Origin of the sequence: Mycobacterium sp. NS-7484 (genome assembly GCF_001953975.1) — a bacterium.
Taxonomy (GTDB): Bacteria; Actinomycetota; Actinomycetes; order Mycobacteriales; family Mycobacteriaceae; genus Mycobacterium.
This window is the reverse complement of the sequence record NZ_MBEJ01000066.1, coordinates 31,767-55,218: the sequence shown is the minus strand read 5'-3', so window position 1 is coordinate 55,218 and position 23,452 is coordinate 31,767. Positions and strand designations below refer to the sequence as shown.

The window sequence follows — 23,452 nt, the reverse complement described above, 5'->3', positions numbered from 1 at the left end:
ATGCAGATCGCCATCGTGTTGTACCCGAGTTTCACCGCGCTCGATTTCATCGGCCCCTACGAGGTGCTGCGCAACCTGCCCGACGCCCAGGTGCGGTTCCTCTGGCACGAGCCGGGCCCCGTCACCGCCGATTCCGGTGTGCTGACGGTCGGGGCCACCCACCGTTTCGACGAAACGCCGGCGCCCGACGTCGTGCTGGTGCCCGGCGGCCCGGGCTCGGCCGTGGCGGCACGTGACGACAGAGTGCTGGACTGGCTACGGCGGGTGTCGCCGGGCACCACGTGGACGGCGTCGGTGTGCTCGGGGTCGATGGTGCTCGCCGCTGCCGGCCTGCTCGACGGCAAACCCGCCACCTCGCACTGGGCGGCACTGAGTGCGCTGAAACTGATGGGCGCTGACCCGGTGGGCGATCAGCGTGTGGTGCGAGCCGAACCCGACGGCAAGGTCATCACCGCGGCAGGGGTCTCGGCGGGCATCGACCTGGCCCTCTGGCTGGCCGGGCAGATCGGCGGCGAGGCGAAAGCCAAGGCGATCCAGCTGATGATCGAGTACGACCCGCAGCCGCCGTTCGACTCCGGGCACATGTCGAAGGCATCGGCCACCACCAAGGCCGGCGCCACCGCGCTGCTGAGCAAGGACATGATCAAGCCCGAACCGCTCAAGGCCGGGGTGTTGCTGGCCTGGGATCAGGCGATCCGCAAGGTGCGGGGTCGACGCACCGCGTGATCTGGTGCACTGCTCGCCATGAAGTAGCGTCGGCCGGATGAACCTGGCTTATGACGACCGAGGCAAGGGTGAGGCGGTGCTGTTCATCGCCGGCCGCGGCGGCGCCGGCCGAACCTGGCACCTGCACCAGGTGCCTGCGCTGCAGCGGGCGGGTTACCGCGTCATCACCTTCGACAACCGCGGCATCGGCGCGACGGAGAACGCCGAGGGTTTCGGCACCGAGCAGATGGTGGCCGACACCGCCGAGCTGATCGAAAAGCTCGAGGCCGGTCCGGTACATCTGGCCGGCGTGTCGATGGGGTCGTTCATCGCCCAGGAACTGATGGTGGCGCGTCCTGAACTGGTGCGCTCGGCGGTGTTGATGGCCACCCGGGGCCGTCATGACCGGGCCCGCGAGTTCTTCCGCGACGCCGAGCGCGAGTTCGCCACGTCGGGCATCCAGCTGCCGGCGAAGTTCGACGCCAAGCTGCGCATGCTGGAGAGCTTCTCGCCCAAAACGCTCAACGACGACGTCCTGGTGCGGGACTGGAGCGAGATGTTCACCATGTGGCCCACCAAGCAGACCCCGGGCCTGCTTGCCCAGCTGGACTGTGGTCCGAAGGACAACCGGCTGCCGGCCTACCGGTCCATCACCAAGCCGGTCCTGGTGATCGGGTTCGCCGACGATGTGGTGTTGCCGGTGCATCTGGGGCGTGAGGTGGCCGACGCCATCCCCAACGCCCGGTATCTGGAGATCCCCGACACCGGTCACCTGGGCTTCATCGAGAAGCCCGATGTGGTCAACACCGCGCTGCTCGAGTTCTTCGCCGGTCAGAACTGACGGGTTGACCCAATAAGGTGGAGTGGTGAACCCCTCGACGGCACAGGCGCGCGTAGTCGTCGACGAACTCATCCGCGGCGGTGTCCGGGATGTGGTGTTGTGCCCCGGCTCGCGCAACGCCCCGCTGGCCTTCGCGCTGGCCGACGCCGATCGGGCCGGACGCTTGCGTCTGCACGTCCGGATCGACGAGCGCACGGCCGGCTATCTGGCGATCGGCCTCGCTGTGGCTGAACAGGCGCCGGTCTGTATCGCCATGACCTCGGGCACCGCGGTGGCCAACCTCGGCCCGGCGGTGGTGGAGGCCAACTACGCCCGGGTGCCGTTGATCGTGCTCAGCGCCAACCGGCCCTACGAACTGCTGGGCACCGGCGCCAATCAGACCTTCGAGCAGTTGGGCTATTTCGGTAACCAGGTGCGGGCGAACATCAGCCTGGGCCTGGCAGAAGACCACCCAGACCAGTTGGAGGCCTTCAACGCCCAGTGGCGGTCGGCGACCTGCCGGGTGCTGGTGGCGGCCACCGGCGCCCGCAGCGCCAACGCCGGTCCGGTGCAGTTCGACATCCCGTTGCGTGAGCCGTTGGTCCCCGACAACGCCCACGGTGACACCTCGTTCCCGCCGGGCCGGCCGGACGGCAAACCGTGGACGTATACCCCGCCGGTGAGTTTCGACCAGCCGCTGGACATCGACCTCACCCCGGACACCGTGGTGATCGCCGGACATGGCGCCGGCACGCACCCGAACCTGGCCGATCTGCCGACAGTGGCCGAGCCCACCGCCCCACTTCCGCGAAACCCCTTGCACCCCTTGGCTCTACGCCTTGTGCACCCCAAGCAGGTCATCATGCTGGGGCGGCCCACCCTGCACCGGCCGGTGTCGGCGCTGCTGGCCGACCCGGCGGTGCCGGTGTATGCCTTGACCACCGGCCCGCGCTGGCCGGATGTCTCCGGTAACTCGATGGCCAACGGCACCCGCGCGGTGACGTCGGGAACCCCGGACCCGGCCTGGCTCAATCGGTGCGCGCAAGCGAACAAGCATGCCGTCGCGGCGGTCCGCGATCAACTCGCGTCGCACCCGATGACCACCGGTCTGCACGTGGCCGCGGTGGTCGCCGACGCGCTGCGCCCAGGCGACCAGTTGGTGCTCGGGGCGTCCAACCCGGTGCGTGACGCCGCCCTGGTCGGGCTGACCGCCGAGGACGTCAAGGTGCGGTCGAACCGCGGGGTGGCCGGGATCGACGGCACGGTGTCGACGGCAATCGGTGCGGCGCTGGCCCATGAGCGAGCCGGGAACGAACCGCGCCGCACCATCGCGCTGATCGGCGACCTGACATTCGTCCACGACAGCTCGGGGCTGCTGATCGGGCCGACCGAGCCGACGCCGCGCAACCTGACCATCGTGGTGTCCAACGACAACGGCGGCGGAATCTTCGAGCTTCTGGAGCAGGGCGATCCGCGGTTCTCTGACGTGTCGTCGCGGATCTTCGGCACGCCCCACGACGTGGACGTGGCCGCCTTGTGCCGGGCCTATCACGTCGACAGCAGGCAGCTGGAGGTCGACGATCTCGCCGCCGCGCTGGCCGAACCGTTCGACGGCATGCGGGTGCTGGAGGTGAAGGCCGACCGGTCGTCGCTGCGTGCCCTGCACGCGTCGATCAAGGCCGCCCTGTGAGACCCGCGGAGATCGCGGCGCGATTCCGCGCGCTGGTGCAGGCCCTGATCCCGCACCTCTATGGCGAACCGGGGGAGACGCGATCGCAGCGCATCATCCGTCGGGTGCGGATCGGTGTGGTGATCGCCGCCTGCCTGGTCACCTTGCAGTCGGTGCTGCTGGTGCTCGGCGCGTGGCGCAACGACCAGCAGATCGAGCGCAACATGGGGGTGGCCGCGGCCGAGGTGCTCAGCGCCGGTCCGCGCCGCTCGACGATCGAGTTCGTCACGCCCGACCGGGTGACCTACCGCCCCGAGCTGGGCGTGCTGTATCCCTCCGAGCTCGACACCGGGATGCGGATCTACGTCGAGTACGACAAGAACAATCCCGATCTGGTGCGGGTCCGCGACCGCAACGCCTCGCTGGCGATCATCCCGGCCGGATCGATCGCGGTGGTGGGTTGGCTGGCCGCGAGCGCGGCGCTGGCCCTGCTGGCGTTCCTGCAGCGACGGCTCAGCCGGCCCGGCGCTGCAGCCCCGGTCAGCTCGTAGGCGTATTCAGCAGTTTGGCCAGCCACTGCGGGTCGCCGATGTCGACCATCTCCTCACCGACCAGGTCGTAGACCGCCGGGGTGGCCACCTCGTACGTCGTCTCGCTGAGCAGGCCGGCGTTGGCTTCGTTGAGCTCGTCGGCGTCGATGAGGTGTTCACCTGCGGCGATCTTGTCGGTCTGCGCGGAGCCGACGCCGCTGTCGGAGGCCATGGCGGCGATCTCGTCGTCGCTCGGGCCGGTCGAGCCCTCGGGCTGCTGATGGCCCCACAGGTCCTGGACGAACAGCTGGAATGCGACCCCGGTGGTGCCCGGACCGGCGGCCAGGAACATGGCGTTGGCCACCCGGGCCGAGTAGTCGGTGCCGGTCGAGTCCAGGAAGGTCAGCGGCCGGTAGGTCACCGCCAGTCGGCCGGATTCGACGGCGTAGGCGATCTCGTCGCCGACGTTGTGCTGCAGATGCGCGCACGCCGGGCACTGCGGTTCGGTGAACAGGTCGATCTGGGCCGGGGCATCGGGATAGCCGATCTGGATGCCTGTGCCGTCCTGGGTGATCGCGCTGCCGGGTTTGTCGCCGCTGGCCTGCGCCGCGCCGTCGACCAGACGCGTGCAGCCGGCCGTGGACCCCGCAACAGACAAGGCCAGCGCAGCCAGCATCGCGGTGGCAATCCGCGTCAATCGCATGGGCCAACTTTATCCGCGGGCATCAGGTTTTAGGGTGTCGTATCCCCGGACGCTACCTGGGCGACAGCTGCCGCTGAGAACATCCTGATGTGCGCGTTGCAATCGTTGCAGAGTCTTTCCTCCCGAATGTCAACGGCGTCACCAACTCGGTGCTTCGGGTGATCGAGCATCTCCGCCGCACCGGCCACGAGGTACTCGTCATCGCCCCCGACACCCCCCGCGGCCAGGCCCCGGCCGAACGGGTCCATGACGGGGTGCGGGTGCACCGGGTGCCGTCGCGGATGTTCCCGAGAGCCACCTCGCTGCCGCTGGGGGTGCCGCGGCCTCGAATGGTCAATGTATTGCGCGGTTTCGACCCCGACGTCGTGCATCTCGCGTCGCCGGCGCTGCTGGGCTGGGGCGGCGTGCATGCCGCCCGGCACCTCGGGGTGCCGACGGTGGCGGTGTTCCAGACCGATGTCGCCGGTTTCGCCGAGAGCTATGGCGTCGGCATGCTCTCCCGTGCGTCGTGGGCTTGGACCCGCCGGCTGCACAGCAAGGCCGACCGTACCCTGGCCCCGTCCACCTCGGCGATGGAAAACCTTGCCGCCCATCGGGTTCCCCGGGTCTTCAAGTGGGGGCGCGGGGTGGACATCACGGGCTTCGCCCCGTCGGCCCGTGACGAGCGGCTGCGCGTGACGTGGTCACCGGAGGGCAAACCGATCGTCGGCTTCGTCGGGCGGTTGGCGCCGGAAAAGCACGTGGAACGGTTGGCCGCCCTGTCTGCGCGCGACGATCTGCAACTGGTGGTGGTGGGCGCCGGGGTCGATCGCGTCAAACTCGAAACACTCATGCCGGCCGCGGTTTTCACCGGTGAGCTGCACGGTGAGGCATTGGCGTCGGCCTACGCCAGCATGGACGTGTTCGTCCACCCCGGCGAGCACGAGACGTTCTGCCAGGCGGTGCAGGAGGCCATGGCCTCCGGACTGCCGGTGATCGCCCCCGATGCCGGCGGACCGCGCGATCTGATCGCGCCGTACCGCACCGGATTGTTGCTTGCGGTCGACGAATTCGAGGCGGCGCTGCCGGCCGCGGTCGAACACCTGATCGCCGAGCGGGCCCGCTATTCGGTGGCCGCCCGGCGTAGCGTGCTGGGCCGCACCTGGCCGGCCATCTGCGACGAGTTGATCGGCCACTACGAGGCCGTGCAGGGCCTGCGCCAGTTGCGCGCCGCCTGATCCCCCTCTGCTCGGCCAGAAAAACTCAGCCCTGAGCTTCCACCGACACCGGCTGCCACTCGTCCCAGAGCTGTAGCCGGCTCTCGTAATCGGCCTTGGCCAACTGCAACGGCAGCTCACCGAAAAACACTCGCAGCGGCGGGTTTTCGGAGTCCACGATCTTGAGTACCGCAGCAGCCGACGCTTTAGGATCGCCCGGTTTGGCGCTGCGCTGCGCCCGCGCCTGTTGCGCGGCGTCGCGGGCCCCGTCGTAATCCGTGAGCGGGGTGGCGTGTTTGGCCGACGAGCCGGCCCAGTCGGTGGAGAATCCGCCCGGCTCGATCAGCGTCACCTTGATGCCGAACGGCGCGACCTCCTGGGCCAACGACTGGGACAGACCTTCCAACGCCCACTTGGACGCGTGATAGATGCCGACCAACGGAAACGCGGTGATGCCACCGATCGACGACACCTGGATGATGTGCCCGCTGCCCTGGGCGCGCAGGTAGGGCAGCGCGGCCTGGGTGACCCACAGTGCGCCGAAGACGTTGGTCTCGATCTGATCGCGGGCTTCGGCCTCGGACAGTTCCTCGATGAAACCGAACTGCCCATAGCCGGCGTTGTTGACCACGATGTCGAGTCGGCCGAAGTGGTCGTGGGCCTGCTTCACCGCGGCGAAGTCGGCCTCGCGGTCGGTGACGTCCAGCCGGATGGGCAGCAGCGCGTCGCCGTATTTGGCGGTCAGGTCGGCCAGTGTCGCGGTGTCGCGGGCGGTGGCGGCCACTTTGTCGCCCCGGTCGAGAGCCGCGATCGCCCACTCCCGGCCGAAGCCCCGCGATGCACCGGTGATGAACCACACTTTTTCAGTCATGCTCAACCCTTCGTTTTTCGATCCTTGCGGTTCAAGGCGTGCCATTGCCATACCCATTCCCGTCGGTTTCCGACTGGCAGGAAGTCCACAGGCAGGTTCCGCGCGGGTCCAGAGTTTCGGTCACTGACAATGTTTTGACCCGCGCCCGGTACCGTCAGCAGCGTGAGTCGAGCCAGCCTGGAGAAGAACCCCCACGAAGTGGCGTCGATGTTCGACGCCGTGGCGCGACGCTACGACCTGACCAACACGGTGCTCTCGCTCGGGCAGGACCGGTTCTGGCGCCGTCAGACCCGTGCGGCACTGGGCATCGGGCCCGGCGACAAGGTGCTCGATCTGGCCGCCGGCACCGCGGTGTCCACGGTCGAGTTGGCGAGCTCGGGCGCGTGGTGCGTGGCCGCGGACTTCTCGGTGGGCATGCTCGCCGCCGGCGCCTCACGCCCGGTGCCCAAAGTCGGGGCCGACGCCACCCGGCTGCCGTTCGCCGACGGCGTGTTCGACGCCGTCACCATCAGCTTCGGGTTGCGCAACGTCGTCGACCATGTGGCCGGCCTGCGGGAGATGGCCCGGGTGACGCGGCCCGGCGGCCGGCTGGTGGTGTGCGAGTTCTCCACGCCGACCAACCGCGCCTTCGCCACGCTCTACAAGGAGTATCTGATGCAGGCGCTGCCGCGGATGGCCACCGCGGTGTCGAGCAACCCCGACGCCTACGTGTACCTGGCCGAGTCGATCCGGGCCTGGCCGGACCAGGCCGAGCTGGCCCAGCGCATCGGTACGGCCGGCTGGTCAAACGTCAAGTGGCGCAACCTCACCGGCGGAATCGTGGCCCTGCACGCCGCCACCAAGCCGCTCGCCTAACCCCCCAGCACTGCGAGCGTGCGTGTCTGCTGCCCGACACGCCGCAATCTGTCGGCAATGTGCGCACGCTCGCACAGGCAAGAAATCGGCCCCTCTCGGGTTACGAGAGGGGCCGATTGTCATGTGATGCAGCGCTATTCCTTGCTGCCGGTGTCCTTGTCGGCGGTTGCCGCCTTCTTGGCCGGCTTGTCGAACGCCTTCTTGACCTTCTGACCGATCTTGTCCAGGGTCGCCGACACCTTCTCGGCGGCTGCCTTGACCGGTTTCACCGTCTTTCCGCCGGCAGCGGTGTCTGCGGCGGTCTTGCCCGGGACCGCGACAATGCTGTGGCGCACCAGGGATTTGGACGGCTTGGTGCTCGGGGCGTCGGATGTGGCGGCCGGCGTCTCGGATTCGTCGGCGGCCGGTGCCGCTTCGGTTTCCGAGGACACCGGGGTCGTGGTTTCCGACGGCGTCGCTGCCGGGTCGGTCACCGCAGCGCCGGTATCGGCGGGCGACGCTTGCGATCCGGACTTCTCGGTCAGCGGGCTGGCCGAAACGCCGGATGTCGTGTCATCGGCTTTCACAATGGCCGCGAGCGCGTCGTCGGCGCCGACCACCTCGGATCCTGTTGTATCCGAGGTCGTTTCGGTCACCAGACGTGCGGCGGCCGGCGCGGCAGGCGGGGTGATCGCCGCGGCGATCGCCTTGGGGATGTCGATCAGGAACGCGCGCAGCGGGGCGTACCCCCGGTCGGGGCTGAAGAGCCCGGCGGTCCAGCTGCCGGGCGCTCCGGGCCGCCGAGGCGGCACATAGGACCCGTTGAGGATCGAGCTGACGGTATCGGCCGGTGCGTTGATGATCGTGCTCGCGAACTTCACCATGTCGCCGTCTTGGATGGCGTCGTAAAGGTCCTGTCCGATCCGGGCGGCCCCCGCTGACACGTAGCCCTGGATGAGGCTGACGTAGCCCATGCCGACCTGGCCTACCAGCCCTACATCGATGAATGATTTGTAGGACAGAAGATTCAGCACAGAGGACAGATTGCCGACCATCTGATTGGGGATGGAGAGGAGATTGAGCATCGGGAACAGACTCGATGCGACAGTCAGGGTGGCGCGCGACATGACATTGCCGACGCCCATGATGTCACCGGCCTCGAACTCCGCGCGGGCCTCTTCCAGGTAATCCGGTATGTAGATGGTCACCGTGTTGATGATGTTCTGGACGACCGTCGACAGTGACTCGCCGACGAGTTCTGCGTAGCCGGTCTGATTGGCGATGATCTGGCGTAGGACCGGCGCCGGGTCGGCCAGTGCGTTCTGGACGAGCTTTGTCAGGTTGGTGGATGTCAGCTCGAGCACCTCGGCCCACCGCGCAATGGGATCGACGAACGAGGACTCAGCCAAAGGTGTTGCGAACGGGTTGGCCTCGCCCAGGATCGCCGCGAACGGGCTGGCGTCGGCGGGGCTTGGCAGGTCCAGGTTTTGCACCGCGGCCGACAACGTCACCGCGCGGTTCTGGATCTCGGGCGCCGCCGCAGTGATGGGGGTGGCCGCGATGACGCCAGCGCCGACAATCGCCACGCCGGCAGTCACATAGGGCCGTAGTGCGAGTTGCAACTCGGTCTCCTTCTGATCGTGAAAATGTGTCAGCGATCACTGACCGAGCGAACGTAGCTGAGAGGATTCTGAGAAACATTCGCATTCTGAAACACGTTTCAATTCTTGTGACTGCGAATGTTCACATGGCTAAGAAAAAATGCGCCAGGAAGTCGCCAGGTTGCGGCCGCAATAACGTATCCTCGTTGTGACCAGCTACTTCATCCACCAAGGCGGTAGCCGCGCGGCGAAATTCCGACGCGCCGCTTGAATGCGGTGGCAAAGTGACTGGGGTTCGAGAAGCCTACTCTCGCGGCGATCTCGGTGATGGACTGCGAGGTGGTCAGCAGCAGTGTCTGGGCCCGGGCGATACGCCGGTCCAACACGAACTGGTACGGCGTGGTGTGAAACGCCTTGCGGAACGCCTGGGTGAAGGCGCCCACCGACATCTGCGCCATCTCGGCCAGTGCATCCAGCGTGATGTCGGTGTCGAGGCTGTCACTGAGGTATTCCACGATCGCTGACCGTGTCGCGGCATCCAGATCGGTGCGCTGGTGTTCCTTGCGGGGGCGCGGTGCCGTATAGGTGTCGATGATCAACAGGCGAAGCGTCTCGGCGAGCGAATCGGTCAGCAGCCGAGCGATGGCGTCCTCCCGGCCGGCGACACTGTAGATCTCCTCGACCAGCTGATGGACCAGTGAGTTCTTGTATTTGACCCGGGGGATCAGGGCGGCGTCGCCGATGGCACGCCCGGGGATCGTGATCTCGCAGTACCCGGCCACGTCACCCTGAACCAACGCAGCACACGGAATCCCGGCCGGTTTCCACCAGATGTCGCCCGCACTGGGTGGCACCCGGCCCGACGGACCCCAGTCCAGCAGGGTGTCCATCGAGCGCATCGAACCGTGCCGGTAGACGTACATCAGGTGGTTGTCGGGGTCGAAACTGCACCAGTCGGTCGGTGCCGAAATCTGCTCGGTGGCGAAGGTGAACGACAGGCCGCGGGCAGCAACGTCGTGCTGCTCCAGCACGACGCGCGGCGTCTGTGGACGGTCACCGTCCCACGGCTTCATGGCCATCTCGCCGAGTGTATCCACGGCGACGAGGCCGTTATCAGGTGAACAGGCGCCAAACGCTCGAGCCCAGGATGAAAAGCAATATGCCGCCCACCACGACGAGATACACGTAGCTTCCCGCCGACATCTTCTTCTCCACGGCGCCCCGCCGCAGCGGCACCCGCCGGGTGCCCGGCGCGGCGGCCATCAACATCTGGTGCGTGCTCGACCATTGCGCGGCCGCCCAGAGGGCATGGTCACGTTCGGCGCCGGTGCAGCGTTGGGCATGTGTCTCCCACAGCCGGGAGTTCCGCAGCGCGACAAGGGCGTCCGGTGTCGGACCCAGGTCCTTCGCGACGACGCGTGGCGTCACTTGAACAATCCGAACATGGTGTTGACCGGGCCCTGGGCCAGGCGCTCATAGAGGTACTGGGTGAACAGTGCCGCCAGCAACAGCTCGGGCAGGGGGCCGGGCAGTGGCCGCGGGCAGTCGAGTAGGTAGTCGGAGAACCAGACTCGCGGTCGGACTTCACCAGACTTCAGGGTCTGGCGGTCGATCCGTCCGATCGATGAGCCGACAGCGTCGAAGATCGGCACGGGATGTTGCTTCCACGAGGCACCCTGATGGACCTCGGTGGCGCCCAGCCACTGCCCGTTGGCCTCCAGACCCAAGGTGAAACCGCTGGTTTGGGTGAATTGCGCCACCGGGGCCGTCGTCCGGAGCCGGCCGAGGTCGCGCCCGGCGCCGTCGTGCACCTGGATGAACTGGCCTTGCCAGTCGGTTGCGCTGCTGCCACCGAATCGGGTGATGTGCAGTAAGACGGCACCATCGGGACGCACCATGACGAATTGCATATCCGCGTGCATGCGGCTGATGGTCCAGGCCGGTATGTCGGCTGTCGGCCGGGCCAGGGCGATCTGCTGGTCGTAGACATTCTCGATCGAGCAGTACACGTTGCGATCGGTGCGGTCGGGTACCGCACGCAGATACAGCACCGGTTCCCCCAACGGAAATCCCGCGGCGGGGCGGGCATGCGGAGCCGACGGAAGCGCGGGTCCGGCGTACGGCGGTGAGGGCTCGATGATCGTTCTCTTCCCGGGCGATCTCGGATCGGTACTGTCACATGCTAAGCCGTCGGAGTTCTTCGGTGAGACACCAGTTTTCCGGGCGATATTGCCGCGCGAGGCCACCTTCGGTGGGCTTTACCATCGCTGTACAGGTGATGACGAAAGGGCTTCGCGTGTACCCACCGTCCGGCTATCCCCACCAAGGGCCGCAGCACAATCAGCCGTACCCGCCCCAATACTCCCAGCCCGCCTACCCGCCGCCGATGCCACCGCCGCCATGGCAGAACCTGTCTGCCGCACCGCAATCCCCGACGCCCGGGTCCAAGAACATGACGAAGTACACCGTGATTGCGTCCGGCGTCTTCGGCGCGGTGTTTGTCATGGTCGCCATGTTCCTGATCGGGGGTGACACGGGCGGCTACTTCAGAAATGGAGACACGGTCACCCCGACGGCGGATGAGCACATCGTTTTCGTCAAGGAGAAGCACCTCGACGGCAAGCCGGCGAGTTCGGTGCGTTGTTCTGCCACTACCGATGCCGGAGAGGCAGTGTCTGTATCGGTGCCGGACGAGGTGTTGCACACATCTCGCGGCGCCCGGCCGACGACTGACTATGTGTCGGTGGCCGAACTTCCCACCGACCAAGGACCGTTGACGGTGACGTGTACAAAAGGCGGCGCGGTCGACAATTATCTCGATCTGGTGCTCGGCAAGCCTGACTCGTCCACCGGCGTGACGATCTTCTTCGTCGGGTACGTGTTACTGTTGATCATCCTGGTGACCGTGGTGAGAGTGTTGAACCGCAGGTACTTTCGTCGCTATCCGCGGCCGCCGGCCGACGGAGGGCGCTGGCAGGTCTGAGACCCGCCCGGCACGCTCAACGGGCGTTGGCCACCAGCTTGTCGACGATGGTCGCCGCCTCGTCACGTACGGAGTAACCGCACACCTTGGCCTCGACGGATATCTTGCCCACGATCGATAGGGCGTGTTGGCATGTCCATCCCTCGCCGCCGGCACGGGTGGACGTCTGTTTGATCACGTCCTTCTCGACGATGAGATCGCGGATGTGCCAAGTCTGTTCGGTCTGACCCTCGTGGATCGGGATCGTCGCACCGTTGCACTTGTTCCACACCTTCGTCGAGATCTTCAGCGAAGACCGCGCTTCGTCTTCGGAGGCGAAAAGTATGGCCGACTGCTGGACCCAGTGGCGATGCTCGGAGTCCGGGTCTTGGGCCACCTGGTTGCGCACCGCCGTCCAGTATGAGAACAGGTAGTCCATGTCTTCGGCCGGATAGAGCGCGCCCAGGCACTTTTCGTCCCGGACCTTGCCAAAGTTGTCGTTCATGTCCGCGGTCTTGCTGGTGAGCACCAGGTTACCGGCGCCGACGATTGTCTTGAGCTGCTCGATCGGCAGCATGATCTCGTCGAGTTTGTTCTCTTCGGGCGGCGGAGTTCTGGGCAGGGCGGTGCCGGACACCGTGCTCGTGCAGCCGGTCAATCCGATCAGCACGGCCGTCGCGGCAACCGCACACCACGCTCGAGTTCTGGGCACTCGAGCATTGTCCACGAGGGCCGGCGGAAGATCAGGAGAACAGTCGGCTGGTCACGGTGAACCGTCGCAGTGCCCGCCGATCGCCGGCGCTGACCGAGGTACCCGTCAGCTCGGCAGCGCGCGGATGCTGCATGGCCCGGATCGCCGGCCGCGGCACGGCCCGCACCCACCAGTCCGTGGGCGCGAACATCTGGCGGCGGAACGGCTCGAAGTGTGCGCCCGCCGACAGCTGTGTGCGGCAGTGGTCTTCGAAGTACTCGCAAAACTCCGGCCAGGTGGCCGGCATCGGACGGGTGGAGATTCCGTAGCGTCGGTACCACGCACAGCACTCCTGGTACAGCTGCTCGTGCTCGTCGTCATCGAGCTTCCGGATGAAGGTGTTGACCATCATCACCAGGCTTTCCACGTACGTGGCGTGCTGGAAGTGGAACACGTCGGGGCTGAGTGCGTGGTATTTGTTCCCGGCCGGGTCGTGGCCCTTGACGTGTTCATGGGCGAACCGGATGTGGGGCCGCATGTCGGTGTCGGTGTAGGCGATCCGGATCGCCTGGCTGACGGTTCGCTTCTTGTGCAACCAGATTCGCTCCCGCATCAGTGCGTGTTCGGATATCCCGGTGGCAATCGTCGGGTGCAGCAGTTGCAGGCACACGGCCCGCGGCAGGACGAAGATGTAGCGCCGGTCGTCGAGGTGACGCCACAGTAGTGTGTCGGGACCGAGATCGGTTGCCACGGCCGTCAGATCAGCGCCTTCTTGCGCCGGATCCGGCGTCGTACATCCTTCATGAGCACCGAATAGTTGCCGGTACGTAGTGATTTGGGCAGGAACCGGTTGACCACCGCCACGAACAGGAACAGATGCTCGAACCGGCGCCGGTCGGTATCCGTCCATTCCAGTTCCATCGCATCCCGGAACACCGGCGCCAGGAACCCGATCGTCAAAAACCGCAGCAGCGGCGCCAGGATCATCCGCATCGGCCAGTTGATCATCCGCAGTTCCACCAGCACCATGAGGTAATCCCGTACGAACGGGGTCATCTGGACGCGTTCGCAGGCGGTGTTCCAGTAGGCGTCGAAGTCGGCGCGGGTGGCCGGCCACATCTCCTCGAGCACCTGCAGTGTGGTGCCGATGGTCATGGCGCTCTGGTAGAAACCTTCGGCCTGCTCGTCGGTCATCTTGCCGTACAGCAGCTGATGGGTGTCCTCGTAGAAGATGAACAGGCACGCCGCCACCCACAGCTGCAGTTCCCGGTTGAACGCGTTGTATTTCACCGGGCTGTCGTCGGTCGACCGGACCTGGCGGTGGGCGACGTTGACGGCCTCGCGGTAGGCGTTCTTCTCCTCGTCGGTGCCGAGGATCGCAACGGTCAGGTACTGCGCCGTGGTACGCAGCCGCTTCCACGGATGGTGCACCAAACTGCCTGACTCGACCCGGCTTTCGGCCACACCGTAGCCCACCTCGGGCCAGCTCATCTGCATGATGACGTTGGCCGCCGCACCTGCTGCCGACCAGAAGTCCAGGGCGTCGGTGAGGTCGACGTCCTTCTTGCGGATCCAGCGCGGAATCCGCTGCGTGACGGTGATCCGGGTTTCAGCCGTGTTCAGGCGCGGCTCGGCTTGCGGATCTACATATGTCGCTGGCATGGAACTCCTTTCGGGTCGAACGGTCGTTACACGGTCTGTACGTCGTCGACGATCCAGCGGTCATCGCTGCGCACCAGCTTGACCACCATTCGGTACTTCTGATTGCTGCCCTGGGGCGCAGTCACATTGGTGACGTGTTGATCGACGAAGGCGACGACGGTGGCGGCATTGTCATCGGACGACTCGACGACCACGTGCTCGGCGGTGGCCGTCGCCACCCCCTTGCTCGTCACGACGATGTCGCGCAGCGCCTTGACCATCTCGTCGTACTTGGCCGCGAATCCGGGGGTGGAGTTGGCGACGATGTGCTCACGGTTGGCGTCGATCTTCTGATAGTCGAAGGCGGCCATCGCCACCAGATAGTCACGCGACATCTGCACCGCATCGGTGCGCAGGGCGTCGTCGCGGCGGTGCTGATACTCGTTGAGCGACAACCACACCAGCGCGGCCAGTGCCGTGACGGCCACCACTGCGAGCACACCGGCGATCAGCCGCCGTCGCAGCCGGCCTGCCGGTGCCGGCTCGTCCTCGCACTTTTCGTCCGGCTCGTCCGACTCGGCATCCTCCGATGTCACTAGGGGTTCATCGTGCTCGTCGTCGACGGTGTCTTCGGAAACACTCACTGGGGGCCGCCTTTCAGGATGCTGCGCCATTTGTAGGCCAACTGTGCCAGTGTCGGGATCTGCACCGGGTCGTTGACCACCTCGGGTCCGATCGGATGCCCAGGGACCTGCGAGTTCTGCAGGCCGAGATCGTTGGGCCGCGGCGCGTTGACCGCGCCCCGCATCAGCATGTCCGGTGCGGGCGGGCAGTACATCACCAGGTTGGGCTCTTTCGGGCTCACGTCCCCGATGGCCCGGCGGTCGACGTCGTAGTTGCACACCGGCCCCTGGGTGGCGATCAACGAGAAGTCGGCGCGGGTCTGGCCGGTGGCGTCCTTCTTGACGATCGAGGTGAGACCTTGCAGACCCTTCGGGATCGCCGACAGGCCGGCCTGCAGCGAGTCGGTGCGGTCACCGATGATCGGAGTGACGGTGGCCAGGTTGGCCAGGGTGGCGCCGAACGTCCCCTGGTAGGTGTCCAGGACCCGCTGCAGGTTCTTCAAGGCCTCCGGAGACCGGTCGGTCAGGTACAGGAAAGCCGGCCCGCTGCCGTCGAGTTGGTTGGCCAGGCGTGAGCTGGCGCCCATGCCGCGCACGAAGGCATCGCCCTGACCGGCCATGGTGGTGACCAGTTCCGCGGTGCCGTCGATGAGCGGTTGCAGCTGACCGGCCTGGCTGTGGATGCGGGCCGATATGTCGGAGGCGTTGTCGATGAGCATGGCCAGGTCAGGTCCCAGCCCGTCGAAGGCGTTCGCCAGTTCGGTGCCGACGTCGCGGACCGCTTGGGTATCAATGCCTTTCACCAGTTGTGCGGTGTCACCCATGATCCGGTCCATCTGGACGGGCTGCCGGTCGGCCGGTGCGGCGATGGTATCCCCGGAGGCCAGGTACGGTCCGCCGTCGGACTGCGGCATGATGTCCACACTCTGGATGCCGGCCGCGGTGCCCATCCCCACGGTCAGGATGGCGTCGCGCGGAATCCTGGTGGCCGGGTCGATCACCAGCCGCACCATCGCAGTCCCGTCGGGGGCCAGCCAGACGTCGTCGACCGTGCCGACCTGCACCCCGCGGACCGTGACGCTGGTGCCCGGGGTCAGGCCGAAGGCGTCGACCATCGTCGCGGTCAGGGTCATCGGGGTCCGAAAGCCCTGAGGGCCGGCCACATAGCGGATGCCGAACGGGATGACGAGCGCCGCGATCACCGCGAAGATCGCCAGCTGAACCACGACCAGGCGCCTCATTTCAGCCCTCCCGACAAGAACCCATCCAGCGCCACATCCCCGGTGATCGGGGTGCCGTTGACAATCAACCCACCGGTGAGGAGTTTGTCGATGGTGCCCGGAATGTCCAGTGCGCCATCGAACATCAGGTAGTCGCCGTGGACGGAGTTGCCGAACTTCTCCAGGAAGTCGTTCATCGCGGTGAGCATCCCGCCCAGCCGGTCGTTGAAGGTGCCCATCATCGACACGACGGTGCCGGCATCATCGACCATGACGCCCAGGTCCGCCGAGGACAATACGTTGTTGGCGGTCGCGGCCAGTGCGGTGGTGGAGGAGAACAACGTCTGCAGTTTGGCGCGCTGCACGTCGAGCATCGCCACCACCTTGGGCACCGCGTCCAGGTAACCGGCGACGGTCTGCTGCTCATGGCCGAACTGCCCGGCAATATTGGCGGCCAGGCTCATTGCCCGATCGAACTCGCCCTGGTGTTCCGACGCCTTGGCGCTCAACAGCGACATCGAGTCGATCAGGCCGCGTACCTTGTCGGCCCGGCCGCCGAACGCCTTGTCCAGTTCGGTGACGATGGTGGCCAGCTGGTCGACACCGCTACGTGACAGCAGCGCCCCGAATGTGGCCAGCGCACTTTCGATCTGCGGCCCCAGCTCGGTGTGGCTGGGCGGGATGACGTCGCCGTCGCGCAGCGCCCGCTGTGGGGCCTGCTGGACACTGCTGAGCCGCACGAACGGATTACCAAGCGCGGAGGGCAGTTCCACGCTGGCCACGGTGCCGGAGTCCAGCCCGTCGGCGTCGGCCAGGCTCAGCTGCACCGAGGCGCCCGAGGTGGACAGGCTCATCCCGCTGACCCGCCCCACCACCTTCTGCCCGTTGCGTACGTCGGCGCCGATGGTGATGCCGTCGGCGGTGGGCAGCACCACGGTGACGGCCATGGTGTCGCCCGGTGAGCTGCGGCCCAGCGGCAGATCCTGAATCCCGATATCGCTCAATGCCCATACGCCGGCGGCGGCCACGATCAGGGCGCATCCGGTGGCCGCGTTGCTGAGAGATACACGCATGGTCACCTCGGGTACTTCGGGTTCGGCGCCGGGGCGTTGCCGGTGACGGCGGAGACGATGCCCAGCGGGTCCGAGCGGCTGATCGGATACGAGATCGGGTTGGTGATCCCGGCCCCCACACACATCGGCAACATGTTGCGGTCGCAGAAGTTCTGCGCCGCGGCGAACTGGGTCAGCACCGTCGACACATTGAGCCGAATCCGGCCGCGCCGGTCGGGGCCGATGGTGTTGGACAGGTTCTGCATCATCAACGGGACCAGATCCATGAACTCGGCCAGCTGAGGTTGCTTGGCGGTCAACACCTCACCGACGGCGTTGAGGTTGGCCGCGATGGTCCCCAGGTCGTCCCCGTGTTGGGCGACGAAGGCGTCGACCTGGTCGAGCACGGTTTTGAGATCGGCCATGGGCGCAGCGATGTCGACGTTGGCGTCGGCCCAGCTGCCGCCCACCTGACCGAGCTCGTCGACCATCTGGTTCAGCGACACCTGCCGCTGGTTGAACGCGGCCATCAGCGTGCTCAGGTTGTCGACCACCGCGCCGATGTCCTCGGCCCGCGCCCCGAGCACGCCGCTGGCCGCGCTCAGGTTGCGCATCGCCGAGTTGAACAGCTTGCCTTGGTCGCGCCACTGCTCGGCGCCGCGGGACAGCACCGCGCCGATGTCGCCCTGCTGAGGGCCGATGGCCGAGGTCAAGGTGCTCAGGCTGCCGAGCATGCTGTCGAAGGTGATCGGGGAGTGGCTGTGGTCGGCTCCGATGACGTGGCCGTCGGCCAGGGTGGGGCCGGATCCGCTGTAGGCCGGGCCGAGTTCGACGCTGCGGTCACTGATCAGGGCCGGGCTCACCACGTACGCGTCGGGTTCGGCCGGCAACATGACGTCGTCGGGCAGGGTCATCGTGACTCGCACCGTGGTGCCGTGCGGCGTCACCGCCGTCACCCGCCCCACCGGCACCCCGAGCACGGTGACCTTGCTGCCCGGGTAGATACCGTTGATGTAGCCGAAGTCGGCGTGCACGGTGCGGGCCCGGTCGGTGCGGCCGAACACGTACCAGCCGCCCGCGCCCAGGGACAACACGACAAGAATGGCAATCACGGCTTTACGTGTCATCGGCACTCCCGCTGAACGTTGAGGAAGCACAACAGGTTGTCGGGCATCACGAGGGAAGGCGAGTTGACGTCGGCCCAGGTGCCGTTGCCGGTGGCGTTGGTGACGGCGCGGATCGCCGGGGGCATCTTCACCAGGGTCTGGTCGATCTTGTCCACGTTGGCCTTCAAGGTGCCGGTGACCGCGGTGAGACCGGTGATCAGGCTGCTGAAGTCCGCCTGCTTGTCGGTGTAGACGGCGGCCAGGTGATGCATGATCGCGGTCAGGTTGTTCACGATGTCGGTGAGCGCCTGCCGGCGTGCGGCCAACGAGGACACGATGTACTGGGCGTTGGCGGCGGTGTCGGCCAGGGAATCGGTTTGATGGGACAGCATTTCGGCCATCTGCCGACTGATCCGCAGAATCTCGTCGATCTTGTCGCCGTTGTCGGCGAAGGCCGAACTGGCGGCGCTGATCCCGGCCAGGGCTTTACCGAGCTCGGCGCTGTTGCCGGGCATGGTCTCGGTCAGGGTGGTCATCATCGCGGTCAGCGGCTGCTGGTCGACGTGCTCGGCGGTGTCGGCGGCCTTCCGTCCGACCTCATCGAGGCTGTACGGGACGGTGGTGCGCGACAACGGAATCACATTGGAATCAACGCCATTGACGGTCCCGGCCGGCATCACATCGAGGAACCGCTTACCCAACACGGTGCGCAGCCGCACCGTGACGGTGGTGCGGTTGCCCAGCGGCTGGGCCTTGTCGAGCCGGAAGCCGACGCGGACGCGGTCGACGGCCAGGGCGACGTCTTCCACCCGCCCGGCGGGCACCCCGGCCACGTACACCGGATCGCCGGCGGTCAGACCGCTGGCGTTGGCGAGTTCGGCGACATAGGCGTTGGTGCGCACGTGATACACCGCTCGCGGGATACCGACCGAGACCACCATGATCGCCACCAAGGTGATGGTGCCGATCAGTCCCAGCGCCAAGGGAATTGACGGGTTGTGTTTGCGCTGATCTTTGATGAAGAGGAAGATCACCGCGCCGACGAAGAGGTCGATCAGTTTGACGAGGAACATCATCTACAGACACACCTCGGAATGCGTGTAGCCGAAGATGTTGGCTTCGTGGCTGGCAACTTTCAGGGTGAAGTTACACAGGTACAGGCTGACGAATCCGCCGTAGCTGGAGGTGCGGTTGATCGCATCGCCGAACTCCGGCAGCCGGGCCAGCAACGTGGTGAATTGCTCGGTGTTGGGCTGCCAGGTCTGCAGCATGGCATTGAGGTTGGTGATGGTGTCTCCGTAGGCCGCACTGGAGCTGTTGACCGTGTTGGCCAGCGTGGCCAGCACGGCGTTGCCCTCGTCGATGAGCAACTCGAACTGCCGGTCCCCTGAGGTGACGGCGGCGCTGAGCCGGTTGAGCCCGGTCAGCATCTGCTCCAGCTGCGGCTGCCGCGCGTTCATCGTGTGCATCAGGCTCGACATGTTGTCGATCAGCTGGGTGAAAATCCCCGCATTGTTGCTCAACGAGCTTGTCATGGCGGCGATCTGGGTGAGCAGCGTGGTCAGCGTCTGAGCCTGGCCGCTGAAGGTCTCGACGAATCCTCGGGTCAGGGTGTTGACCTGCTCGGGGGCCAGCGCGTCGAACAGCGGTTTGAATCCGTTGAGCAGCGCAGTCAGATCCACCGCCGGGGAGGTTTGCGCCAGCGGGATGACACCGCCGGCGGCCAGCCGGGCCGGCGGCTCGTCGGTGGAGACGTCCATGATCGCCCCACCCGGATCGGACAGGGCGACGTAGCGGGCGCCGAGCATGTCGCCGTAACGCACGGCCGCGGTGACGTTGCTGGTCAATGTGAAATCGGATTTGACCTCGATGTCCACGTCGGCCCGGCTGGTGCCGTCGGCGTTGGAGGCGAACCGGATCGAATCCACCCGGCCGATGCGAATCCCGTTCATGGTCACCGGGTTTCCGACATTGAGGCCTTCCACGCTGGTGAACTGGGCCTGATAGGTGACCGTGCTGCCACGCACCGGCACCGACAGGGTGTTGATCACCAGGACGGCGCTGAGGACGCCGGTGGTGCTGAAGGCGCCCAGTTTGGCCCAGGATTGCCATCGCCGGTTGCGGTTCATGAGATCTGTACCTCCGTGCCGCGCACCAGCGGGCCGAGCATGAGCACCGTGGCGATGTTCGGTTGGGTCGACGGGGCACCGGCCGGCGGCAGCAGTTCGTCCTGCAGCACGGCCAGCGCATGGGCCTGGCCGTCGGCGTCGACCACGGCCGAGGCAGGTGCCGCGACGGCCGGCGAACTCGGGATCGCCTCGGCCGGAAGCGGATCCGAGGGGATGGGCGCGGACTGTGGCAGGCCCGGCCCCGGCGGCAGGGAAGAGTGCGTCGGCAGGTGTGGTGCCGGCGGCGTGAACGGTGTGACCGGCAGGGAGGCCGCCGGGCGGGACAGCACGTCGGCCGGTTGTGGTGGAACGTGTCCTGACGGCGCGGATTCGGCACACCGGGCGCCCGGGGTGCTGCCGTACACGGGGCAGTCCTCCATCGAATACGGCATCGGCCCGGCGAAGGTGGCCACCGCGGTGATGTTGAACTTGCCCGTCGCAAACACCTTGGCGCCGGCCTCACCGAACGCTTGCGCACCGGCCAGGGTGTCGACCAACCCCAGCGGCTGAGCTGCGGTGGTGGCCATGATCTTTCCGGCCGCGTCGACCACGGTGATCAACTGCTCGCGGTGATCAGACAGGAACGAGGTGAGCACCGAGGAAAACCGGGCGAAACCGTCGATCGCGGTGGCGAACTTCTTCTGATCGTCCACCATCCGGTTGGACACCGAGGTGGCCGCCGACAGCGTGGAGATGATGTCGGGCGTCGCGGTGTTCAGTGAGACCATCACGTCGCGGAATTGCGGTGTGGTGTCGAGGAATCGGACGAGTGACGGGGTCAGTGCCTCGGCCCCGGCGCTCAGGTTGTCGATCGTTTCGCCCAGTTCCGATCCGCGGTTGCGCAACGACTGGCTGATCGCGGTGAGCGCGGTCTGCATGCGCTCGGGCTTGATCTGTGAGAACAGTTCGACGATCTTGGTGAACACGTCGTAGAGGGCCATCGCATCGGGGCTCTGGTCGATCGCCACGGTGTCTCCGGGCCGCAGTCCCGTGGCGGACCGGGTGCCCTGCGGGTCGACCAGCTGCAGGTAGATGTCGCCGAAGAAGGTCCGTGGCACGATCCGGGCCACGGCCGAGGACGGGATGATCCCGAGGCTGCCGGGCTCGATCGCCAGCCGGACCCGTGACGTATGGGTGCCCGACTCGATGTCGGCGATGCGCCCGACGTTGACGCCGTGGTAGCGGACCGGGGAGCCACCGGTGATCAACCCGGCCGACACCGGGACCCCGACGTACACGTCGGCGCTGCGCTCCAGATTTCCCGAGGCTCGGGCCACCAGCACGGCCGCCACGGCGAGGGCCACCCCCACCGCGCCGAGGCCGCGCAGGGCCAGTCGTGCCCGGCTGGGTTCCGAATACCCGCGGCGCTTTCCGAGACGCCTGAGCCGGGTCATATTCCCATCCCCGGGATTTCGGGAACCAGGCCCCATAACGCGAACGTCAGCAGCACGTCGAGGATGCCGACCGCGAGGATCGCGGTGCGCAGCGCCCGGCCCGCGGCCTGGCCGACCCCGGCCGGACCGCCGGAGGCGAAGTAGCCGTAGGTGCAGTGCACCAACGCCACCACGATGGCGAAGACGATTGCCTTGATCCCGGAGTAGAGCAGGTCGCTCGGTCCCAAAGCCAGATGAAAGAAGTAGTCGTAGGTGCCGGGGGAGGCGCCGTTGAAGATCACCACCACGGTGCGGGTGGATAGGTAGCTGGCCAGCAGACCGATCATGTAGATCGGGATGACGCAGACCACCGAGGCCAGCACGCGGGTGCCGACCAGGTAGGGGATCGAGCGCAGCGCCATCGCGTCGAGCGCGTCGATCTCGTCGGAGATCCGCATCGCGCCGATCTGGGCGGTGAATCCGGTTCCGACCTTGGCCGCCAACGCGATTGCCACCACCACCGGCGCCAGCTCGCGGGTGTTGGCGATCGCGGCGAGCATGCCCGAGAGCGTGTTCATCCCGACCAGGTCCAGCCCGCGCTGGGTCTCGACGCCCAGCATCATCGCCGCCGCCAGCGACATGGCGAACACGATGCCGATGGTTCCGCCGCCGGACAACAGCGAGCTGGTGCCGAAGGTGACCTCACCGATCTGGCCCAGCGTGTGCTTGCGGTAGTGCACCAGGGCGTACGGCAGGGAGCGCAGCACCTTGGCGTAGAACGTGACATGTTGGCCGGCCACCGCAAGGGCGTCGTACCCGGCGACCGCGGGACGCGAAATCCGGTGCAGCGCAGCACTGCTGCTCAGGGCGGTCATCAGTAACTACCCACCGCGGGAACCACCACGGTGTACAGCGCCGACATGGTGGTGTTGAGGATAAAGACGAGCGCGAAGGCCAGCACCACGGCCTCGTTGACCGCGTTGGCCACGCCGCCGGCGCCGCCTTTGGTGTGCAGGCCCTTGAAGGTGGCCACCAGGGTGGCGGTGAGCCCGAAGACCGCCGATTTGATCAGCGCCATCACGAAGTCCGACACCTGGCCGTACTGACTGAAAGTGGCCAAAAACGTTCCGGCGGGCAGGTGTTGGACGCTGATGTGGTAGAGGTAGCAGGCCATCACGCCGCCGAAGGTGACGATCGAGCACAGCGCGAGGGCGACGATGACGGCGGCAACCAGCCGCGGTGCGACCAGGCGCTCGATCACGTCCAGCCCCATCACCTCCATCGCGTCGATCTCCTCGCGGATGGTGCGTGATCCGAGGTCGGTGCAGATCGCCGAGCCGGCCACGCCGGCCATCATCAACGCGCACACCAGGGCCGCGGCCTGCCCGACGATGATGAAGGCCACCACCGCACCCGAGTAGCCTCCGGCGCCGATCCGCCCGGCCAGCTCACCGACCGATACCGCGATGAACACGCCGATCGGCATCATCAGCAGCAGCGCCGGGCCGGTGCAGACCCGGCCGATGAACAGGGTCTGGGTGACCACCTCATCGAGCACCAGACGGCGACGGACCAACGCGGTGACGACGCTGACGAGCGCCTGCACCGAGAAGCCGAGCACGTAGCCGCCCTGGACCAGGACGTCCCGTACGGGGCCCTTGGACGCCGGTAGCTCGTAGGTCATCGA

Annotated in this window: 25 protein-coding genes; 7 read left to right on the top strand and 18 right to left on the bottom strand. The window is 66.7% G+C overall.

All coding sequences use genetic code 11. The annotated features are described in order from the left end of the window. The 4 genes from A5733_RS11725 to A5733_RS11710 are packed head-to-tail and all read left to right on the top strand — an operon-like array spanning nt 1 to nt 3,745. On the top strand, nt 1-726 hold the full coding sequence (locus A5733_RS11725; RefSeq protein ID WP_076240234.1) for a DJ-1/PfpI family protein: 726 nt from the start codon (nt 1-3) through the stop codon (nt 724-726). Between the two features lie 37 nt (nt 727-763). Beyond that, nucleotides 764-1,546, top strand: a complete 783-nt coding sequence (locus A5733_RS11720; RefSeq protein WP_076240233.1) for an alpha/beta fold hydrolase — start codon at nt 764-766, stop codon at nt 1,544-1,546. A 25-nt stretch (nt 1,547-1,571) separates the two neighbouring features. After that, nucleotides 1,572-3,215, top strand: a complete 1,644-nt coding sequence (gene menD, locus A5733_RS11715) for a 2-succinyl-5-enolpyruvyl-6-hydroxy-3-cyclohexene-1-carboxylic-acid synthase (protein ID WP_076240248.1) — start codon at nt 1,572-1,574, stop codon at nt 3,213-3,215. Further along, the gene (locus A5733_RS11710; protein ID WP_067766608.1) at nt 3,212-3,745 is read left to right on the top strand and encodes a DUF3592 domain-containing protein; all 534 of its coding nucleotides are present in this window, start codon (nt 3,212-3,214) and stop codon (nt 3,743-3,745) included. The genes menD and A5733_RS11710 overlap by 4 nt, the downstream gene beginning before the upstream one ends. On the opposite strand, the gene A5733_RS11705 is transcribed toward A5733_RS11710, so the two are convergent. Further along, nucleotides 3,735-4,427 carry a thioredoxin domain-containing protein gene (locus A5733_RS11705; RefSeq protein WP_233152673.1) on the bottom strand — a complete coding sequence of 231 codons (693 nt, stop codon included), beginning with the start codon at nt 4,425-4,427 and terminating at the stop codon, nt 3,735-3,737. The two genes, A5733_RS11710 and A5733_RS11705, sit on opposite strands and share 11 nt — an antisense overlap. Nucleotides 4,428-4,516: 89 nt before the next feature. Between A5733_RS11705 and A5733_RS11700 the strand changes: the two genes are divergently transcribed. After that, the gene (locus A5733_RS11700) at nt 4,517-5,644 is read left to right on the top strand and encodes a glycosyltransferase family 1 protein (RefSeq protein WP_076240231.1); all 1,128 of its coding nucleotides are present in this window, start codon (nt 4,517-4,519) and stop codon (nt 5,642-5,644) included. A gap of 25 nt (nt 5,645-5,669) precedes the next feature. Here A5733_RS11700 and A5733_RS11695 read toward each other — a convergent pair whose 3' ends face one another. Then, entirely contained in the window at nt 5,670-6,494 is an 825-nt protein-coding gene (locus tag A5733_RS11695; RefSeq protein WP_076240230.1) for an SDR family oxidoreductase, read from the bottom strand. A gap of 162 nt (nt 6,495-6,656) precedes the next feature. On the opposite strand from A5733_RS11695, the gene A5733_RS11690 reads away from it, so the two are divergent. Beyond that, on the top strand, nt 6,657-7,349 hold the full coding sequence (locus A5733_RS11690) for a demethylmenaquinone methyltransferase (RefSeq protein ID WP_067766623.1): 693 nt from the start codon (nt 6,657-6,659) through the stop codon (nt 7,347-7,349). Between the two features lie 134 nt (nt 7,350-7,483). On the opposite strand, the gene A5733_RS11685 is transcribed toward A5733_RS11690, so the two are convergent. The 4 genes from A5733_RS11685 to A5733_RS11670 form a co-directional block, all read right to left on the bottom strand. Further along, nucleotides 7,484-8,950, bottom strand: a complete 1,467-nt coding sequence (locus tag A5733_RS11685; RefSeq protein WP_142253943.1) for a hypothetical protein — start codon at nt 8,948-8,950, stop codon at nt 7,484-7,486. Nucleotides 8,951-9,150: 200 nt separating this feature from the next. Continuing rightward, nucleotides 9,151-10,008, bottom strand: a complete 858-nt coding sequence (locus A5733_RS11680) for an AraC family transcriptional regulator (RefSeq protein WP_076240247.1) — start codon at nt 10,006-10,008, stop codon at nt 9,151-9,153. Nucleotides 10,009-10,042: 34 nt separating this feature from the next. After that, nucleotides 10,043-10,357, bottom strand: a complete 315-nt coding sequence (locus A5733_RS11675) for a hypothetical protein (RefSeq protein WP_076240228.1) — start codon at nt 10,355-10,357, stop codon at nt 10,043-10,045. Further along, a complete protein-coding gene (locus tag A5733_RS11670; RefSeq protein WP_076240227.1) occupies nt 10,354-10,992 on the bottom strand; it encodes a hypothetical protein in 639 nt (212 codons plus the stop codon). Before A5733_RS11670 ends, A5733_RS11675 begins: the two co-directional genes overlap by 4 nt. Nucleotides 10,993-11,207: 215 nt before the next feature. On the opposite strand from A5733_RS11670, the gene A5733_RS11665 reads away from it, so the two are divergent. Continuing rightward, a complete protein-coding gene (locus tag A5733_RS11665) occupies nt 11,208-11,912 on the top strand; it encodes a hypothetical protein (RefSeq protein WP_142253942.1) in 705 nt (234 codons plus the stop codon). 16 nt (nt 11,913-11,928) lie between these two features. Here the strand turns inward: A5733_RS11665 and A5733_RS11660 are convergent, their stop codons facing one another. Genes A5733_RS11660 through A5733_RS11605 form a run of 12 tightly spaced genes read right to left on the bottom strand, consistent with a single transcriptional unit; the run spans nt 11,929 to nt 23,449 of the window. Beyond that, entirely contained in the window at nt 11,929-12,603 is a 675-nt protein-coding gene (locus tag A5733_RS11660; RefSeq protein ID WP_142253941.1) for a sensor domain-containing protein, read from the bottom strand. A gap of 31 nt (nt 12,604-12,634) precedes the next feature. Next, a complete protein-coding gene (locus A5733_RS11655) occupies nt 12,635-13,333 on the bottom strand; it encodes an oxygenase MpaB family protein (RefSeq protein ID WP_076240224.1) in 699 nt (232 codons plus the stop codon). Between the two features lie 5 nt (nt 13,334-13,338). After that, a complete protein-coding gene (locus A5733_RS11650; protein WP_076240223.1) occupies nt 13,339-14,244 on the bottom strand; it encodes an oxygenase MpaB family protein in 906 nt (301 codons plus the stop codon). Nucleotides 14,245-14,270: 26 nt separating this feature from the next. Then, nucleotides 14,271-14,867 (bottom strand): hypothetical protein, encoded by a 597-nt coding sequence (locus tag A5733_RS11645; protein WP_083666118.1) that lies wholly within the window; start codon nt 14,865-14,867, stop codon nt 14,271-14,273. Beyond that, nucleotides 14,864-16,087, bottom strand: coding sequence for an MlaD family protein (locus tag A5733_RS11640; RefSeq protein WP_076240221.1), 1,224 nt, complete (start codon nt 16,085-16,087; stop codon nt 14,864-14,866). Before A5733_RS11640 ends, A5733_RS11645 begins: the two co-directional genes overlap by 4 nt. After that, complete coding sequence (locus A5733_RS11635) at nt 16,084-17,139, bottom strand: MlaD family protein (RefSeq protein ID WP_076240220.1); 1,056 nt, start codon at nt 17,137-17,139, stop codon at nt 16,084-16,086. The genes A5733_RS11640 and A5733_RS11635 overlap by 4 nt, the downstream gene beginning before the upstream one ends. 2 nt (nt 17,140-17,141) lie before the next feature. Beyond that, nucleotides 17,142-18,245, bottom strand: a complete 1,104-nt coding sequence (locus A5733_RS11630; protein ID WP_076240245.1) for an MCE family protein — start codon at nt 18,243-18,245, stop codon at nt 17,142-17,144. Further along, the gene (locus A5733_RS11625) at nt 18,242-19,300 is read right to left on the bottom strand and encodes an MCE family protein (RefSeq protein WP_369830927.1); all 1,059 of its coding nucleotides are present in this window, start codon (nt 19,298-19,300) and stop codon (nt 18,242-18,244) included. The genes A5733_RS11630 and A5733_RS11625 overlap by 4 nt, the downstream gene beginning before the upstream one ends. Continuing rightward, entirely contained in the window at nt 19,301-20,353 is a 1,053-nt protein-coding gene (locus tag A5733_RS11620; RefSeq protein WP_076240219.1) for an MCE family protein, read from the bottom strand. After that, on the bottom strand, nt 20,350-21,786 hold the full coding sequence (locus A5733_RS11615; RefSeq protein WP_076240218.1) for an MCE family protein: 1,437 nt from the start codon (nt 21,784-21,786) through the stop codon (nt 20,350-20,352). Before A5733_RS11615 ends, A5733_RS11620 begins: the two co-directional genes overlap by 4 nt. Next, nucleotides 21,783-22,640, bottom strand: a complete 858-nt coding sequence (locus A5733_RS11610; RefSeq protein WP_142253940.1) for an ABC transporter permease — start codon at nt 22,638-22,640, stop codon at nt 21,783-21,785. The genes A5733_RS11615 and A5733_RS11610 overlap by 4 nt, the downstream gene beginning before the upstream one ends. After that, on the bottom strand, nt 22,640-23,449 hold the full coding sequence (locus tag A5733_RS11605; protein ID WP_067772687.1) for an ABC transporter permease: 810 nt from the start codon (nt 23,447-23,449) through the stop codon (nt 22,640-22,642). Before A5733_RS11605 ends, A5733_RS11610 begins: the two co-directional genes overlap by 1 nt. Nucleotides 23,450-23,452: the final 3 nt, after the last annotated feature.